We start from the raw sequence: 17,543 nt of genomic DNA, 5'->3' as shown, positions 1-17,543 counted from the left end.
AAATTGTTAAATAGAGGTGTTTATCATCATATTTGGTAGCGCTTGATGTTTGCTAATATACTTATTTAAATAGGTTTAATTTATAGAAGGAGGAAGAGGGAGTTGCCACTTTTTTAAGATGGCTTGGTATTCGCCACTTACTTTTATAGTTTTTAATGCCTGCGAGATTAAGTTTGCTGTTTGTTCGTCAATCTGATTATTAGCAGCAAAATAGAGTATTGAAGGAAAATCAGCTAAATGAAGTCGTTTAGTTATTAAGTCTGGGTCGAGCCCTGACATTTTTAGTTCATTATCTAAGGTAAGTGTATTCATAAGGACAAAGTCAGTTCTACCCTTATAAAGCATTTGCCATGCCTGCTGATAATAACTAGCTAGTATTAAATTTTTATCTTCTTCAAACCCCATTTTTATTAAATATTTGGCACTCAAATATCCACGAATAGTGCCTACTCTATAAAATTTTGCATGATTTAAATGAGTTACTTCGTCTTTGTGGCTTTTTAAACTAACTAGGTAGGCATCAGTAAAATATACCGCTCCTAACCATTTAAACTGACTTTGCCTAGCGGGAGTTTTTAATAAAGAGAGCATAATTGTGTTTGGATTAGCTGCTAGCTGATGAAAGGCTCGTGCCATTGGCATTATTTCAAATTTAGCTTGTAGCTTTGCTTCTTTTAAAACAGCCTTAGCAATATCAACGGAAGCTCCGTCAGCTTCACCGCTTTTATTTTTAAAATGGTAAGGATGTAAATCTTCGGCAATAAAAGTAAGAGGGCTTACTGCCCCTACATTACTGCAAAAAATAAAAACGAAAATGATAACTACAACACGCAGATACATAAGAGAATCTTTCTAACTACAATACTTTGAGTTTAAAGGGTCTTGTCTGAAATATATACTCAAATGTATAAAATAAGTAAATGAATAGGTATATAGAGAGTCTATTGCATAATTAAAGACGTGAAAATTGAACGTGTATTGAGTAAAGTTTTATATACCGACAAGCGCTGTAAAAATAATTAAGCGCTTGTGGGTATATGCATTGATTAAAAGTAGTATTGAATTGCAAATTTAGCCGATGTACTACTTGTATACCAATGTTGGTTTTTAAGCTCAGTACGTATAGATAAATTACGTGATAAAGAGTAATTCCACTTTATTGCAAAGTCACTGTGTTTATCTGCTTGGCCATCTATTAACCATGTTATGTTTGCTGTAAGAGCGAGTTTATGACTGTTATTTATTTGCCATATTGCACCTGCTTCACTACCAATGCCTGTTGTTAGGTTGTCTGTTATGTCACCATTATTAAATTCAACTTGGCCAAGTAAATAGCCGTGTAACGTGTTTGGGTTACCGATTGATTTTCCGTATCCACCTTTAGCAAACCAACGACCTTGTTGAATATTATTATTAGGCTGACGATCAAAGCCCATTTTAAAGTTCCAAGACCAGCTATCAAACACGCGGTTATCGGGTGCAAGTGACATAGCATCTAATAAATAAAAATGCTCAAGTCGCGTGTTACCATTATCGCTTATGGCACCTTCAATATCAAAAAAGCTAATTTGAGCACCAGGAATAAATCCAGCTGAGCTATCTAATAAATCATGGTATGCAAGGCGATACGCAAAGCTTGTTAAGTCACTTTGATGGGCATACTCAGTTCTTCCAAGCGTTACTTTAGAAGAGCCATGACCTTGCTCTGGAGAAGCAATAGGACGACTTGGCTTAGTAAATGGCGAAGCTACTTTATATTTGCTGCGCATTAGTAGTAGCTTAGTTAGTCGCGGGGCAATTTCTTCACGCTTTAATGCTTTATCGTAAAATTCAAAATTTAACCATTCATACGCCATTTCTAATATTGCGACTAATTGCGACTGTGAGTAATTACGAGTATTGAGGGAGCCACCTTGTATTAACTCTCTTGCATCATCAAGTTGTTCGTTAGTCATTTGAGTAGAGTAATGGTAAAGCTTAGTGCCAAAAGCAGGGCGGTAATTAGGTGATTGTAGTAAGTTGTTATTTCTTAGTACTGCAACGGTATCTGATGGAATAGCTTGCATATTAAATGACGATGTTAAATCAAGGTCCTCTTGTGCGAGTTGTAATAATGCAAGTAATTGGTAAGAGCAGTTTTCATCAATAAAAAAGTAATCAAATGTAGCTGATTGTAGCTCCCATAAGTGCAATAAAATAAGCTCTACTTGTGGCTCAGATAAATTAAGTTTGTATTCCCAAATATCACGAGATTCTAAATCATTATATTCGCGTACTTTTTTATAGTACGGCATAAGCGAAAATTTACCAGGATAGCTGCCAATCAGGCCTTTTAGTGCGTACATAGCTGCATTGTCTGAGCCGTCTGGTTCTGCTGCAAAATTAACCGCAAATGCGAGCAACTCTTTATGGCGAGTCTGATCTTTTGCATCAATACGAAGTAAGGTGTGACCAAACATTGATGAGGGGCTATTCATAAATGCAGTAGGAAAAACTAACGTAACCCCTTTTGGGTTTATTATTTTTTGCCACGTTTGAAGCTCTGGGCAATTAAGCGCGGGCCAGTTATTTTTAATTTTTGTTTTTAGCCATTTATAGCGTGCTGGAAACCGACAGCGAGATTGTGTTGTTTTTGGGTCAGTATTTTTACCACTAAATGCGGCTATAGTGGCTTCAAGTTCGTCCAGTGGACTTGTTTTACCTATAGGAGATAAAAAAAACTCAGCCCTATCTACTTCACTTTTCCAACCACCTAATGTGGCCCCACGGTAATGACCTAATTTGAGCCAGTAAGGGTCGGTTGCTAAGGTGTCATTTTTAAAACTTTGAGCGTTTACGTAAGTACTAAACAGCGCAATTGATAAAACAAAGAATATTTTTTTCATAATCACTAAACAATAAAAGCCGCTAGAGAAATACTCCAGCGGCTTTATTTATACGTATAAAACCGGCTAATTTAGCTGATTAAGAAAGAGTATAAGAAGCAAGTTGTGCGTTACTTGCAAGAACAGTGTTTAGGTTTTCTAAAACTGTTTGCGAAGTTACGTTTTCAGAAGTAAATACTGAAGAAAACTGTGCTTGAGCAAGCGCGTTGAATGCTGCTTTATCTTGATCTGCAACACCCCAAGCTTCAGCTAGAGTAGCTAAAGTTTCGCCTTCACCTTTTGACATATCACGAGCAAGTTGCTCCATGTTACCGTCGATGAATAAAGCAATTTTTTCTGAAGACGTTACTGTACCAGTACCATCACAACCTAAAGTACCAAAAGTGATACCAAAAGTTTGGTTACCAGAAGTACCGTTTGTTGTAGCGCCTAAAATTTTAACGCCTTTACCTTGCTGACCTGCAAATAACATAGAACCAAGACCACAACCAATATCTTGGTCAGCCATTGCGTTTGAAAAAGGAAGTAAAGATAGAGCTGCTACTGCGATTAGTTTTTTCATTTTCATAAATCCATATATGATTGTCTTTATTTAGGGTAAATAAAGTTCGCGAAAGATTCTAACAGACTTGCAAAGTAAAAGAACAGCTTAAAACATGAATATTTTACACTCTAATTTCTCTACTATATTAAAGCGAATGCTGGGAGAAACTAGACCAGTTCAATAATTTTTTATTGAACTGGTGGCGGTTTTTTACTTCTTGGGGCACCTAACAAAATACAGGTATGGCAAATACATACAGATAAAAATGCACTAATACCTAGTGCACCACCGTAGCCGTCAAGTTTTGGTACAAGAAATTCAAATAATATTGAAAACAAAACAGATGAGCTTGCTACCGTATAAATACCAAAACGATGCGGGGCGCTCATGCCAATAAATGTACCGCCAAAAAATATAATCGCGTATAAATCGGGGTTTAAATTCAATGCGCTAAAAATTAAGTAAGCAATAATAGAAAGTGAAGAGGATGCTCTTATACCATCAAAGCGACTATGTTTAGCTAGGTAAAACGTTAAAAAAGCACCAAGCAGTACAAGGAATGGGTATTCAATACTCATAGTACGACTCCTTTAGCTAATACAAAAAGTGCCACGCTTGCAAAAGCGACACTGCCAAGTTTGCCACCAAAGCCTGTAAACATATTCATAGTAAGCACATACAAACTTGAGCCAATAAGCGAAATAATAGCAATTTCCCAGTAACTGGTAATTAAATGGGTTGAACACATACCGGCAAAACTACCCGCATAAATTGCAGCATAAGGATGGTTTTTATAACGCGCAGGAAAAGGAATAAAAGAGCCAATAAGCCCCGTTAGCGCGGCAGAAATTACTAAAGGCAGTGCAAAAGTAGTGTGCATAGCAAAGCAAGCTACAAAGCCTAAAAAGAAAGTAATGAATTTTAAAAGTAAGAATTTAATCATAGCGGCGCATTTTAAACTAATCCTTTTGCGCTTTCTAATACTCTCTAACAAATAAATGTTATAAGTAATTACACATTTAAAAAGCGTGTTTTTTAAAAGACTTTTAGGTATTAAATATGCTTAATATCGTTGCTGTTAATGTTCTATAAATCACAAATTATGTATAATGGCAATAATTTAATGTATTAAAGTGTTAACCAAGGGTTATTTATGTCTAACTGTTTGCATCTGGCTATTCCGGCTGGCGATTTAAAAGTGGCTAAAGCGTTTTACTGTGACGTACTAGGCTGTAAAACGGGTAATAGTGAAGAAGGTCGCTGGGTAGATATAGATTTTTGGGGCAATGAACTTACCTTACACCAAAGCGTTGAGCGCCTACCAACAGTTCGCCATGATGTTGATATGGGAGCTGTGGCAGTACCTCACTTTGGGATTCACCTATCTGAAGATGAATTTAACGGGTTAAAAACACGTATTGAAGATGCGGGTATTGAATACCTAGATAAACCATACCGCCGTTTTATTGGTGATGAGTTTGAGCAAGAAACGTTTTTTATTGAAGATCCAAATGGCAATGTGCTTGAAATGAAAACCATGGTAAACCCAGAGGTTTTATTTAAAAAAGTATAAATGCTGTTGTTTAAGTTAAGCTAAAAAACCACTTTAATAAGTGGTTTTTTTATAGCTATTAATTAGTGTTTTGATAAATTAGTTAATATTTACAGGTAAAAAAATTACGCTACATACATGATTTTTATTCACTCTACAATGTAGGTATAGACACGTAGACTTAATTTCAGCTCTCATATTTTATTGTTATTTATGCTGCTTAAACTCATAATTGCACCTTTGCTTATTTACTAATAACATTCGCCCAAAAACGCTTTGGTAGTTTTGTTAGCGGCATAGTTCCTGGCTTGCCTATTACCTCTGGCCTATTTCTTATTTTATAGCATTAGAACAAAGTAAATTATTTGCAGCTAACTCAGCGGTGGCCTCTCTTTATGGTATGAGCGGTATAGGCTTATTTTGTTTTAGTTACTTGGTTTTTTCACGAAGATTTGGAATGCTTAAATCGCTTTTTACAGCGTTGAGTATTTGGTGTGTATTTAGCGTTATTACTTTATTTTTACCAGTGAATATTATTGTGGCGAGGGTGATTTCGCTTTGTATTTTACTCGGTTTAGCTATTATCTCTACAATGCTAAATATATCAGTTGATGCAAAACCATTAAATGCCCGCTGGGAGCTTTTGGTAAAATGATATTAGTGACGGGCTTTATCGTACTTGTTACGTTTATATCACAGCATATAGGGTCTGCGTGGAGCGGGTTAACATCTACCTTTCCGGTTATTTTAGCGGTAATGGGCAGTGTTGCCCTTTAGTGACAAACAAGCCTCAACGTTATTTACTATTATTTTTAGCCACTATATAAACCGTAAGCCGTTTGCTAAGCCGGCTACGGTTTTAAATACTTAAAGTTAGCCATCAACTAAAGTGAGCGGCTTTACTTTACGCTGTAGTTTTTCATGATACATAGCGGTGTCGCCGGCTTTTAAAATTTCGTCAATATTTTTAGGAGGCTCACTAAATACGCTGCTACCAATGCTTGCCTTTATAGCAATAGGCAGGTCGTTATGCGTGATGGCGAGTTTATCTAACTCTATTTTTAGATGGTGTGTTTTTGGGCTTACTTGCGCTTTGCTGTAAAAGTGGGCAAGTACTACAAATTCATCGCCGCCTAAGCGGCCGACTGCATCGCTGGTGCGTACGATACTTTTTAAACTGGCGGCTACTTTACATAAAGCTTCATCGCCTACGGCATGCCCATAATTGTCGTTTATCTGTTTAAAGTCATCTAAATCTATATACATTAAACATAAAACTCCGCCTTTTTTTGCATGCAGCTCAATCAGCTCTGATGATTTTTTACCCCAGCCACGGCGGTTTAAAATGCCACAAAGGTGATCGTAATCGGCTTCGGTTTCGGCGCGTTTTTGTGCGATTCGCATACGGCTAATACGCCTAGAAACAGCTACTGCTAGTAAAAATGACTCCACAGCGAAAGCCAAAATAAATCCGTAACGTTGCATAAATGGGCTTTGATTAATAAGTAATACTCTAAATATCATGCTTACGAGCACCAAGCTCAATGCTACAAAAACAAGCGTTGCTTCGCGTATTCCTTTGCGAGCCTGTTGTGCCGCTAAAACAAAAATAACAGTCACAATAATTAATGAGCCGTAAGCCATGATGTTGCCAGCTATTTGCCAAATCAAAGTGTTACTGAACAATATTTTTATTAAAGAAAAGCACATAACAATACCGGCCATAATTTTTAAAATCTTACTTGTTTTTGGCCATCTATTGTTTAGTTCAAGTAATGCGCACATAAACCATGTAGCACTGAGTACTGTTAAACCTATGCTGAGTAAGTACAAATCAAATAGGAGTGATGAAACGTGGTCAGTTATAAATAAATAGAGTTGGCCTTCTTGAAGCAAAATAAAGCTGCCAATACAAAAAATATAAGCGCTGTATAGCTTAAATATCTTGTCGTGAAGCCTGTAGCCCATTATAAATACGTAAAAAATGAGTGTGATACACAGCCCATAAAAAGCACCCATAATGAGATTGTGTTGCTGTGTTTCTTTAAAAAAAACTTGTGTATTTTGCCACTTAAAGCGTGGTGTATAGTTAAGTTTTGACTCAATTGTAATAATGGCTGTAAAGTTTCCTGAGTCCATTAAAAATGCCACTTGTGCCGATTTTAATGGTTGCTTTATTACACCGTTTTGCTGCCATGTAAAATCATCAAGACCTGGGCGCAAAAACGAAAGTACGCCGCCACGCTTTAACAAGCAGTTTAGCTGAAATTGGTTTGTACCGCGTTTTGCCTGAAGTTCAGAAGTTGTATTAGGTTGTAAAGATGATGGAGAGGACTGACTATTTAAGGGGGTAATATCGCAAAAATCGCCTGCATTGCTATTAAATGCTATTAAGTAAATAAAAAAAAGAAATACGTATTTAGCACCTCCGTGTAAAATATTAGGAACTGTATTTTTATGATGTTTTTTGTCAGCCATAAGCACTTCCAAGCTCAACTACATTTTTTTATACTAGCAGAGCCCACCTATTTAGCTATTAGTTAATTAGTTAAATTAACTATGTAATTGAGTTAATACTTCGCTAGGTGTTTTATTAAAGTGGCGTTTGAATTCGCGGCTAAATTGCGATGGGCTGGTATAGCCAACCTTTAATGCAGCTTCGTTGGCTTTACTTCCACTAGTAGTTATAAGTTCTTTAGCCTTAGCTAAGCGTACTTTTTTTAAATACTGTAGGGGGGATTCAAACGTTACTTGCCTAAAAGCACGATGAAACGACGATACGCTCATGTTTACATCTTCAGCTAACCCTTCAACCGTAATTTGATTGGCATAACTACTGTGCATAGTTGAGAGCGTACGGGCGATACGTGCATAATGCCCATCATGCATAGCAAGCCCTATTAAAGTATGTCCTTGTGGACCACAAAGTACGCGATATACCAATTCTTTTACTATATCCTCGCCAAAAATGTCAGCCTCAATGGGGTTATTTAAAACAGTTAATAACCGATGAGTAACGAGCTCCATTGCTGTATCTAGAGTTGCCGACTGTACTGCGCCAATTTGTGCTGACGACGATGACGCTGAAAGAGGCTTATGCCGCATTATTTGATTAACGAGTTTGTGTAGCATTGCAGGGTTTATATCTATGGCAATGCCCATAACGGGTAAGTCGTTATCAGTAAATGCTTCACACTCTAATGGCACCGGTACACCAAGGACTAAGTAGTCGCCTGCGCCGTATTTTATTTGATGTTCAGGAAAGTGAATTATTTTATGACCTTGCCCAACAATAATAATACCTGAGTTATATATAAGCGGCTGGCGCGGCGAGTTTTTAGTTGCTCGATGAAAATACACGCCTGGAATGATAGTTTCCATGGTGCCCTCAAAGCTGAGTAATTGATTATGCTCGGCGTATTGTTGCAACATATTGGCTATGGTGGACATAAAAGGCATCTTTAATTGAGTGTATTTTGCGTAAAATAACAATGTTGGTAGTTTTAGGCAAGCTTTTGCGAGTTATTGGGCTTTTTTTATGTTTGTTTTGCTACTAATATGCACTCATTGGAATTTGGCTTAGCTAGTAACTAAGCATTCTATTTAGTATTTAACCGTCACCTAGGAGCAAAATAATGAAATTTAGCTACGTAAATCCAACTCTTATTCAATTCGGTCAGCAACAAATTGCGGCACTATCTGATTTGATCGCAAAAGATCAAAAAGTACTTGTAGTGTACGGCGGCGGTTCAATTAAAAAGAACGGCGTGTACGACCAAGTTGCAGCAGCACTTGAAGGCTTTGACTGGGTTGAGTTTTCGGGCGTTGGCGCTAACCCAACAATTGAAGTGCTAGACCAAGCAGTAAAAATTTGTAAAGAACAAGATATCGACTTCGTATTAGGCGTAGGCGGCGGTTCAGTGATCGACGGCGTTAAATACATTGCCGCATCAGCCGTTTATGATGGCGAAGGTTGGGATATTCCTACTGGTAAGCATACTATTACTAGTGCATTACCAATCGGTGCAATATTAACATTGCCTGCAACGGGTTCTGAATCTAACCAAAACTCAGTTGTGAGCAAAGAAGCAACGAAGCAAAAACTACCGTTTGCATCACCAGAAGTACTTCCTAAATTTGCGATTATGGACCCTGATGTAATGAAAACATTACCGCAGCGCCAACTTGTGAATGGTTTAGTAGATGCATGGGTTCACACCTGTGAGCAGTACCTAACATTCCCTGAAACAGCATTAGTTCAAGAAGGTTACGCTGAAGCACTTTTAAGAACGCTTAAAACTTTAGGTGATAACTTTGAAAACCAAGATGACGCATGGCGTGCAAACCTTATGTGGGCTGCTAACCAAGCACTTAATGGTTTAATTGGTTCTGGTGTATCGCAAGATTGGGCAACACACATGATTGGCCACGAGCTTACAGCGGCTTACGGTGTTGATCATGCACGTTCACTTGCTATTGTTCAGCCTTCTTTATTACGTAACCAATTTGCAGTAAAAAAAGCAAAGCTTGAGCAAATGGGTAAAAACGTATTTGGTCTTGAGCAATCTGAAGACTTAGCAGAGAAAACAATTGCAGCAATTGAAGCGTTTTACCACAGCCTTGACGTAGCGACCCAGCTTACTGAACATGGCGATGATAAAGCCGCTGCTATTGACAATATTATTGGTAAACTTGAAGCTCACGGCATGGTTGCTCTTGGCGAAAACCAAGCTATTACGCTAAAAGAAAGCCGCGAAATTTTAGAGCAAGCGGTTGCTTAATTTTCAAAGCTAAGCGCTTACTTAAATATACTAAGTAATACGTTAATAAAAAACCGTCAACCTTTGGGTTGGCGGTTTTTTTATGGATTATTATAAATACTGCGTTGCTAATTAACCAATGAGTTCCGTATTAATGTTTTTTAATGATGATAGTAAACTGTGCTCAACGGTTAGGAAAAACCTAACGATTAAATAAATTTAAACAGGACTAAAACTCATGAAATTACTAAACACATTACTTAGCTCAAAAGCAGGCGTAGCAGCATTAATTTTACGAGTACCAGTTGGCCTTATTTTAGCGGCGCATGGTGCACAAAAGCTATTTGCTTGGTTTGGCGGTTACGGGCTTGAAGGTACAGGCCAATGGATGGCGAGTATTGGTTTAGAGCCTGGCTATTGGTTAGCAATGATGGCAGGTAGCGCTGAGTTTTTTGGTGGCATTGCATTAGCAATTGGTTTGTTAACTCGCCCAGCTGCTGTAGTTGCCGGCTTTACTATGCTGATTGCTATTTTTAGCGTACATATTAGTAATGGCTTATTTATGGCAAACAATGGCTATGAATACGCATTAACTTTACTAGTAGTAACTGTAGTTTTAGCAATTCAAGGAGCGGGAAGTTTTTCTCTTGATAACGTATTAGCTAAAAAGCTAGCTAATAAATAGAGTGTGTTAATTAAAAAAATAGCGGCCAATTTGGCCGCTATTTTTGTTTAAATTATTTAGCTGAAAAAGTTAAAGAATAGCTGTACTGCTTTTGCTCAAGTAAATATTCTTTATGGGTACTTGGGCTCCATGAATCATCGCCACCAACACCCATATGTTGATGATCAATGTGTACATGTACGCAATCATCAGCAATGAGTTCGTTAGTGTGTTTTGCTTGCGTTAGCGTACTTTGCGAATACTCACTGGCTGCAAACAAAAACGCACCGGTTACGGTTAAGTTATTAATTCTAAGTAATTGGCAATCACTACGCACGCCGTTATCGGTTGGGAATATATACGGTGTATGTAGCTCATTTAAGCTCAAACTGTAATAACCTAAACGTGCTGCGGCTTTGCGATCTGGGTAGTTTTCAAAAGGCCCTAAACCTAGCCAGTTTACTTTTGTATCGCTTTGCTTGTTAAGCGTTGTACTTAGCCCTATACGCGGCATTGGCGGCAGAGTGTCGTTTAAGTGCACATCAACATTTAAGCTAATATTGCCGGTATTATTTAGTGTATATAGCCATTGTGTTTTTGCTTGTACTGTGCCGTTAAATTCATAATTAAATACACAAGTAATACGTATATCAACGCTTGATTGCACTGCGTGAATTGAGCTGCATGTGCGCTGCCATTGCCCTATACCTGCACGTAACCAACGTGCCTCCCATGCATTAGGGTCTAGGTTATCTACTTCGCTTACGCCTATGTCGTTATCAAGCGGGGCGCGATAAAAGTTATCAACCAGTGGGCTACTAATAACCTGAGTATCGTTTTGTAACCACTGCTCTATAAGCCCTGATTGCTTACTAAAAACAAGTTTAAATTTATCGTTTTCAATACTTAGTTGAGAGTCGGTTTCGTTAACACTTATAGCGCTTTGCTCTGTAGTTGATGTAAATGATTCACTGTTTAAATTATTACTATTTATAAGCTTAAACTGCTCGGTGTTTAATACATGCTCGGCACTTGCAAAGCTACAATCGTTAATTAGTGCTACATCTAAATTAAGGTGGTATTGCGCACCTTGCTCAAACGTTGTTTTAGTTTTAATTGTTAACGTGTGTGTACTTTGCGGAGCAATATTAAGTACATGCTCGCCTTGTTCAACACAGATGCCATTTTGCATTAACTGCCAAACCAGTTTTTCGTTATCGGTGTGTCTAAATACGTAATCGCTAAATACATCAATGATGTATTGATTTTTAGTTTGCTCACGCAGCGTAAATTGTAAATGCTGCTGGCTGTATTTAGCTTCAAACAGGCTAGGGTGCGGCGTGCGGTCTGGGAACAATAAGCCATTTATACAAAATTGGCGGTCATTTAGTTCATCACCAAAATCGCCGCCGTAGGCCCAGTAATGCTCACCGTTTTCATCAGTTTTAGATAAACCTTGGTCTACCCAATCCCAAATAAAGCCACCTTGTAGGCGTGGGTATTCTCTAAATGCTTGCCAGTAATCGTCAAAGCTACCTAGGCTGTTACCCATTGCATGGGCGTACTCGCATAAAATAAGAGGGCGCGTTTCACCCGGTAGGCTTAACCATTTTTTAATAGAGTATTTAGGTACGGCGTCATCGGCAACATGCGTATCTACACGGGCATACATAGGGCAAATAATGTCTGTTGCTGTTGTATTTGCGCCGCCGCCTTCGTATTGCACTGGGCGCGACGGGTCAAAGCTTTTTGACCAGCCATACATTGCATCGTGGTTGGCACCGTGCCCGCATTCGTTACCCAGTGACCAAATAATAATTGAGGCGTGGTTTTTATCGCGCTCAACCATTTGTGTATAACGCGACATAAATGCACCAGCCCACTGCGGATCGCTGGCAAGCCTACCCATAGGAAACATGCCATGGGTTTCTATGTTTGCTTCGTCCACTACGTATAAACCTAGCTCGTCACATAATTCGTAAAAACGCGGGTGGTTAGGATAGTGAGCAGTACGTACAGCATTAAAGTTATTTTGCTTCATAAGCTTAATATCTTCAATCATGTCGGCGGTGCTTACTGTATGGCCGTTTTCAGGATGGTGTTCGTGGCGATTAACACCGCGTATGAGTAGCGGCTTGCCGTTTAAACAAAGTTGCCCGTTAAGCATTTCTACTTTTCTAAAGCCAATATTGTAGGCTTCTGCGTCTATAGTATTGCCTTGTTCATCTAACAGGCTTACAACACAGCGGTATAAATAAGGGGTCTCGGCGGTCCATTTTTTAGGGTTTTGTATATCAATGGTTTGAAATACTACATCGCTCCAGCCGCCTTTTTCGTCAACACGTTTATTGTTAGTGCTTTGTATTTGTGGCTCACACAGTGCCTGTTCACCATCAAAAACCTGTACTGCTACTTGGTAGTTATTTGGTGCATTAATCGCTGTTTTTACATGCAAAGTCGCATCGCGGTAGCAGGCGTCTAAATCTGGGGTTATAAATACATCACGTATTTGGTTTTGTGGTTTTGTAAGTAAGTTAACATCGCGAAATATACCGCTTAGCCACCACATGTCCTGATCTTCTAAATAACTGCCATCGCTCCAGCGAATAACCATAACCGCAATACGGTTAGTACCTGCCACTAACAGCTCGCTTAAATCAAACTCGCTTGGTAAGCGGCTATCTTGCGAATAACCCACCCACTGACCGTTACACCAAAGGTGAAACGCCGAGTTTACGCCTTCAAAAATAATATGGTTTCGTTGCGCTAATTGATCTGCCGTAATAGTAAACTCAGTGCGGTAGCAACCTGTTGGGTTATCGCTTGGTACAAATGGCGGGTTAACTGCAAATGGGTATTTAACATTACAGTAAATAGGTTTATCAAAGCCGTGTAACTGCCAGTTAGAAGGCACTGGAATACTTTGCCAATCTTTGCTTAGTGTTTCACTTAGCAGTGATTCATCAACCGTTTCGGGTTTATCAAATAATTTAAAATCCCATTGGCCGTTTAAACTTTGTTTTTGTGATTGTGTGTTAGTACGGGCATGGTCAACGCTTTTAAATCCATTGAGTGGGCTGTGCGCCTTTACTTGATTAACTTGTACTGAAATTGGGTTTTCCCAATCACGGCGGTTAATTATGTGTTGTAGTGAGTTCATTAGTGTCCTATTGCATGTATGGCAATTATAGTGGCTTAAATATAGCTAAAATAATGCGTTGAGGTTATGCTTAAAGCTCTCTTTTATTTGTCCAAAGCTATCATTTTAAATTATGCGCAACACTATTGTAGATGTACTCGATATTGGCCCAGAGTGTACAGAGCGGTTTATTGATTTAACCACGCTTTCGCAAATGCCAAACCTTGAAATAGAGCTGGCAGGTTGCTCTAATTTATTGGGTGACTATTGTGTTGCACGTACTAACCCGCTTGAACACACTCTTTTTTATACTTTGGCTGGTCAGGGCACACTTAAAACAGTTAATAATCAATACTCATTAACTGAAAATAGCTTAGCTATATTGCCTGCAAGGCAAAGTTTTGAGGTTAAAATAGCAAGCGAAAAGTGGGATTTGATTTGGCTAAACCTTGCAAACACTAAACGTTGGCAACATTTAAATTTAGCACAGGCTAAGGTATTAACTAATCAGCAATTAGCGCCATTACATTTAGCTATGGAGCTTTTATATAGCGAAAGTAATACTACTTTGCGCGAAGGTGTTATGCCTATTTTAAGCCACTATTTAAACACTACGCTTCAAAGCGAGCCACAAATAGGCGGGCAAACCAGATTAACCAGCTTGTTTTTAGAGGTAGAAGAGCGCCTGCAGTTTGATTGGACAATAGACGCTATGTGCGAACACGTGCATTACTCAGCACCGCATTTACATAGGTTATGCCAAGCGCAATATGGCAAAAGCCCAATGCAGCAGCTTATTTATTTACGCATTAAACGAGCTAAAAGCTTACTACTAAATACCCGCTGGCCTGTTGCTCATATCGCCGCTTACGTGGGGTATCCTAATATATTTAATTTTTCTAAACGGTTTAAAAAATCAGTGGGTGTATCACCAAGTGAATTTAGAAAATAACGTAAGCGGCTCTCTACATTTGAATAAATTTAAGGTATTGTGCGATTTCTTAAATTATATTTTAGAGTTTTTAGGTAGGTAATGCGCTCAAACTACTTTTTAGTCGTGATACTTTTAGTGCTTGTGCACAGCTTTATTAGCTGTGATGCGGCGGCGTATCATCTGCAAGAAGAAGTTGATCACGTTACGCATGTTCATTCTCAAACAAATGCAAACGACGACGATGCGCAATCACCTACAGAAATTCATGCCCATCAGCATTGCCACTGTGGCTACTACAGTACGATAAACCATTCAATAAGCCCTGAACAAAGCCAAGCCACAAACAATGCTTGTTACAATGGTTTAAATTACCCACCAGATGTTCCGCCACCTAATTTTTATAGCTAGTTTCTAATTTTAAATACTTTGTAAATAACTGCCTGCGCATAAGCGTTGTTAGGCTAGTTGTGTGCATATTTAGGTTGCTTAATTGCGCTTGTTTTTAAAATAGGCGTAGTGATTAAGTCAACTATGTTTGTTAAAAAACGGACATGCTATATGAACAAAAAACCACTTATGCTGGTGGCGCTACTGTGCGCATTACCAGCAATGAGCGTTTTGGCAAAAAATGAGCCTCAAAACGTATTAACGCTAGAGCAAGCGCTTAAAAATACCGAGCAGCAAAATGCTGAGCTTAAACGCTACCCGTATCATCAAAAAATATTAACGGCGCTTAAAACCCAAGCTGCGCTTTCACCTAATCCTGAGCTGAGTTTTGAAGCTGAAAACTTTTTAGGAACCCATGGCTCCCATGCGTTTTCGGGGGCGCAGTACACGCTGGCTTTAAGCCAATTAATAGAGCTGGGTAATAAACGCCAAAACCGCATTAACTACGCCACGGCAAATATAAAAGCGCAAACAATTGAGTATAAAAATACTCGGTTAGCACTTTTAGCAACTACCGCTGAGCGCTATTACCAAATACTTAAATTTCAGGCGTTAATTGCTTTAAATAGTGAGCGTAAAAACACCGTTAAGCAGGCACTTAACGCAATTGAAAAACGCGCTAAAGCGGGTGCAGCCTCAAGTGCTGATGTAACCCGCATGCGTTATGCATTAAGCCAAGTAGATTTAAATACGCTGATGCTAAATAGCGAATTTGAGCGTGCGCGCTTAGCTCTAACCGAGCTTTGGCAAGAGCCACAAGTGAGTGATTATTATGCTGGCGATTTATCACAAATAGCTGCTATTAAAAGTGAAGCAGCGCTACTTGATGCGGTAAATACAGCGCCTGAATTTGCACTGCTACAGCAGCAATATATGCAGCAAACGGCTAATTTGTCGCTGCAGCACTCAAGCGGGCAAAGCGATTTAACCCTGGGTGGTGGCGTGCGATATAACCAGCAAACTGATGCCAGCTCGTTGGTGTTTTCTTTTTCAATGCCGCTGGAATTAAGCAATTCTAATAGCGGAAATATTGAGGCTGCAAAGCATCAACTAACGCTACTTAATGAGCAGCAAGGACAATTACGTATTCAGCTTCGCCAGCAAATACGTACCTTGTATGCGTATTACCAAGGTAAAACTGCGCAGGCACAGCTATTAACACATCAAGTTATTCCACAAGCACAAACGCTTATAAAACAAAGTTTAAAAAGCTATCAACAAGGGCAAATATCGGTGTTGCAATTACTAGACGCACAGCAAGCTTTATTTGATTCTAAACGCGCACTTATCAACATCCATAGCGAGCTATATCAAGTACTGCTTACCCTTGAGCGTTTAACTGGCCAACCTTTAATTGAGACTCATCAATCATGAATAACACTCTTATCGCATTATTTATAACGCAATTATTTGCACTCCCATTATTAAGTAGCACGGCTATGGCATCTGATAGCCATCACGAAAAAGGTCACGAAGAAGGCCACAAAGACGAACACACACAAAAAGGCCCGCACGGCGGATTTTTACTAACCAATAACGCCCTTGATTTAGAGCTTAAGCTAACCCAGTTTGCAGGTAATACCGAGCTGCGAATATATGGGTTTAATAACGATAAAGCTGTGGATATAAACCAATTAGACGTAACCATAAATGTGCAGCGTTTAAGTGAAGAGCCACAGCTTATTCGTTTTAAAGCTGAAAATGACTATTTAGTAAGTACCGTGAGCGTAAACGAGCCGCACTCGTTTAAGCTTGATGTAATGGCAAGTTATAAAGGCGCTGAAATAAATTATCATTATGAGCAAGAAGAAGGGCGTACAACGCTAAGCTCCCAAGCAATTGAACGCGCAGGAATTAAAACAGAGATTGCAAAAGCGGGTAGCGTTGAACTAACCGATACTTTATTTGGTGTTATAGCACCCACCGCACACGGCACCGTGGAAGTAATGGCGCCTTATACCGGTTTAGTTAACGACATTTTTGTAAGCATTGGTCAAAACGTTAAAAAGGGCGATAAGCTTGCAAGTATCACTAACCGTGAAACACTGCAAAATTACACCATAAAAAGCCCAATGACAGGCGTTATTACCGAGCAATATTTAAAGCGCGGTGAGCTTGCTAGTAGCGCGTTGATGCAAATAGTCAATCTTGAAACTGTATGGGTTGAGCTCTCGGCGTTTCCTGAAAATATTGAAAAACTCGCCATAGGGCAAAGCGCTAAGGTGTACGACTTACATCATCATTTAAACGCACAAGGTGAGGTGTTTTTTATTGCACCTATGATGACGGGCGGACATATTGCGCGTGCGCGAATCGAGCTTAAAAATCAAGATGGCCATTGGCGCCCAGGCATGCACGTTAATAGCGACATTAGTACTGCAAAAGTAGATGCTGCAGTGCGAGTAAAGGCTACAGCTGTGCAGGAATTTAACGGCAAACCTAGTGTGTTTATTAAAAGCGGCAATGTATTTGAAGTACGCCCTGTAAAGCTTGGTGCTAAAAACAGCGAGTGGGTAGAGGTACTTGAGGGGCTTTCGCCAAATAGTGAGTACGTAACGCAAAACAGTTATGTGATTAAAGCCGATATTTTAAAAAGCGGCGCAAGCCACTCACACTAG

Annotated in this window: 17 protein-coding genes; 9 read left to right on the top strand and 8 right to left on the bottom strand. The window is 39.1% G+C overall.

The features are described 5' to 3' along the window. Positions 1 to 75 precede the first annotated feature (75 nt). The 5 genes from H5120_RS07055 to H5120_RS07035 all read right to left on the bottom strand — a co-directional run bounded on the left by H5120_RS07055 (position 76) and on the right by H5120_RS07035 (position 4,309). Positions 76 to 840, bottom strand: a complete 765-nt coding sequence (locus tag H5120_RS07055; protein ID WP_182673965.1) for an ABC transporter substrate-binding protein — start codon at positions 838 to 840, stop codon at positions 76 to 78. Between the two features lie 206 nt (positions 841 to 1,046). Then, a complete protein-coding gene (locus H5120_RS07050) occupies positions 1,047 to 2,885 on the bottom strand; it encodes a DUF4105 domain-containing protein (protein ID WP_182673964.1) in 1,839 nt (612 codons plus the stop codon). A gap of 79 nt (positions 2,886 to 2,964) precedes the next feature. Beyond that, positions 2,965 to 3,447, bottom strand: a complete 483-nt coding sequence (locus H5120_RS07045; RefSeq protein ID WP_002962856.1) for a DUF3015 domain-containing protein — start codon at positions 3,445 to 3,447, stop codon at positions 2,965 to 2,967. Between the two features lie 170 nt (positions 3,448 to 3,617). Next, positions 3,618 to 4,007, bottom strand: coding sequence for a hypothetical protein (locus H5120_RS07040; protein WP_182673963.1), 390 nt, complete (start codon positions 4,005 to 4,007; stop codon positions 3,618 to 3,620). Beyond that, positions 4,004 to 4,309: a hypothetical protein gene (locus H5120_RS07035; protein ID WP_182674027.1), complete on the bottom strand. Its 306-nt coding sequence runs from the start codon at positions 4,307 to 4,309 to the stop codon at positions 4,004 to 4,006. Before H5120_RS07035 ends, H5120_RS07040 begins: the two co-directional genes overlap by 4 nt. A 273-nt stretch (positions 4,310 to 4,582) precedes the next feature. On the opposite strand from H5120_RS07035, the gene H5120_RS07030 reads away from it, so the two are divergent. The 3 genes from H5120_RS07030 (at position 4,583) to H5120_RS20210 (ending at position 5,758) form a co-directional block, all read left to right on the top strand. Further along, positions 4,583 to 5,002, top strand: coding sequence for a VOC family protein (locus H5120_RS07030; RefSeq protein ID WP_010554617.1), 420 nt, complete (start codon positions 4,583 to 4,585; stop codon positions 5,000 to 5,002). Positions 5,003 to 5,438: 436 nt separating this feature from the next. Further along, a complete protein-coding gene (locus H5120_RS20215) occupies positions 5,439 to 5,636 on the top strand; it encodes a hypothetical protein (RefSeq protein WP_259396325.1) in 198 nt (65 codons plus the stop codon). Beyond that, positions 5,633 to 5,758 carry a hypothetical protein gene (locus H5120_RS20210; protein WP_259397830.1) on the top strand — a complete coding sequence of 42 codons (126 nt, stop codon included), beginning with the start codon at positions 5,633 to 5,635 and terminating at the stop codon, positions 5,756 to 5,758. The genes H5120_RS20215 and H5120_RS20210 overlap by 4 nt, the downstream gene beginning before the upstream one ends. Before the next feature lie 96 nt (positions 5,759 to 5,854). On the opposite strand, the gene H5120_RS07020 is transcribed toward H5120_RS20210, so the two are convergent. Then, complete coding sequence (locus H5120_RS07020) at positions 5,855 to 7,459, bottom strand: diguanylate cyclase (RefSeq protein WP_182671558.1); 1,605 nt, start codon at positions 7,457 to 7,459, stop codon at positions 5,855 to 5,857. A gap of 75 nt (positions 7,460 to 7,534) precedes the next feature. Further along, positions 7,535 to 8,431 carry an AraC family transcriptional regulator gene (locus H5120_RS07015; RefSeq protein WP_182673962.1) on the bottom strand — a complete coding sequence of 299 codons (897 nt, stop codon included), beginning with the start codon at positions 8,429 to 8,431 and terminating at the stop codon, positions 7,535 to 7,537. Positions 8,432 to 8,616: 185 nt separating this feature from the next. Here H5120_RS07015 and H5120_RS07010 point away from each other — a divergent pair, with 185 nt between their 5' ends. Together H5120_RS07010 and H5120_RS07005 are read left to right on the top strand one after the other, a co-directional pair. Next, positions 8,617 to 9,762, top strand: coding sequence for an iron-containing alcohol dehydrogenase (locus tag H5120_RS07010; protein ID WP_002962851.1), 1,146 nt, complete (start codon positions 8,617 to 8,619; stop codon positions 9,760 to 9,762). 217 nt (positions 9,763 to 9,979) lie between these two features. Then, positions 9,980 to 10,426, top strand: a complete 447-nt coding sequence (locus tag H5120_RS07005; protein ID WP_039490309.1) for a DoxX family protein — start codon at positions 9,980 to 9,982, stop codon at positions 10,424 to 10,426. A gap of 52 nt (positions 10,427 to 10,478) precedes the next feature. On the opposite strand, the gene H5120_RS07000 is transcribed toward H5120_RS07005, so the two are convergent. Continuing rightward, the gene (locus tag H5120_RS07000) at positions 10,479 to 13,565 is read right to left on the bottom strand and encodes a beta-galactosidase (RefSeq protein WP_182673961.1); all 3,087 of its coding nucleotides are present in this window, start codon (positions 13,563 to 13,565) and stop codon (positions 10,479 to 10,481) included. 112 nt (positions 13,566 to 13,677) lie between these two features. On the opposite strand from H5120_RS07000, the gene H5120_RS06995 reads away from it, so the two are divergent. The 4 genes from H5120_RS06995 to H5120_RS06980 all read left to right on the top strand — a co-directional run bounded on the left by H5120_RS06995 (position 13,678) and on the right by H5120_RS06980 (position 17,543). Next, positions 13,678 to 14,496: an AraC family transcriptional regulator gene (locus H5120_RS06995; RefSeq protein WP_182672792.1), complete on the top strand. Its 819-nt coding sequence runs from the start codon at positions 13,678 to 13,680 to the stop codon at positions 14,494 to 14,496. A gap of 81 nt (positions 14,497 to 14,577) precedes the next feature. Next, entirely contained in the window at positions 14,578 to 14,886 is a 309-nt protein-coding gene (locus H5120_RS06990; protein ID WP_182672791.1) for a hypothetical protein, read from the top strand. A 150-nt stretch (positions 14,887 to 15,036) separates the two neighbouring features. After that, the gene (locus H5120_RS06985) at positions 15,037 to 16,299 is read left to right on the top strand and encodes a TolC family protein (protein ID WP_182673960.1); all 1,263 of its coding nucleotides are present in this window, start codon (positions 15,037 to 15,039) and stop codon (positions 16,297 to 16,299) included. After that, positions 16,296 to 17,543 carry an efflux RND transporter periplasmic adaptor subunit gene (locus H5120_RS06980; RefSeq protein ID WP_182673959.1) on the top strand — a complete coding sequence of 416 codons (1,248 nt, stop codon included), beginning with the start codon at positions 16,296 to 16,298 and terminating at the stop codon, positions 17,541 to 17,543. The genes H5120_RS06985 and H5120_RS06980 overlap by 4 nt, the downstream gene beginning before the upstream one ends.

Origin of the sequence: Pseudoalteromonas sp. SR43-2, from assembly GCF_014163885.1 — a bacterium.
Classification (GTDB): Bacteria; Pseudomonadota; Gammaproteobacteria; order Enterobacterales; family Alteromonadaceae; genus Pseudoalteromonas; species Pseudoalteromonas distincta.
This window is presented reverse-complemented; position numbering and strand designations above follow the sequence as displayed.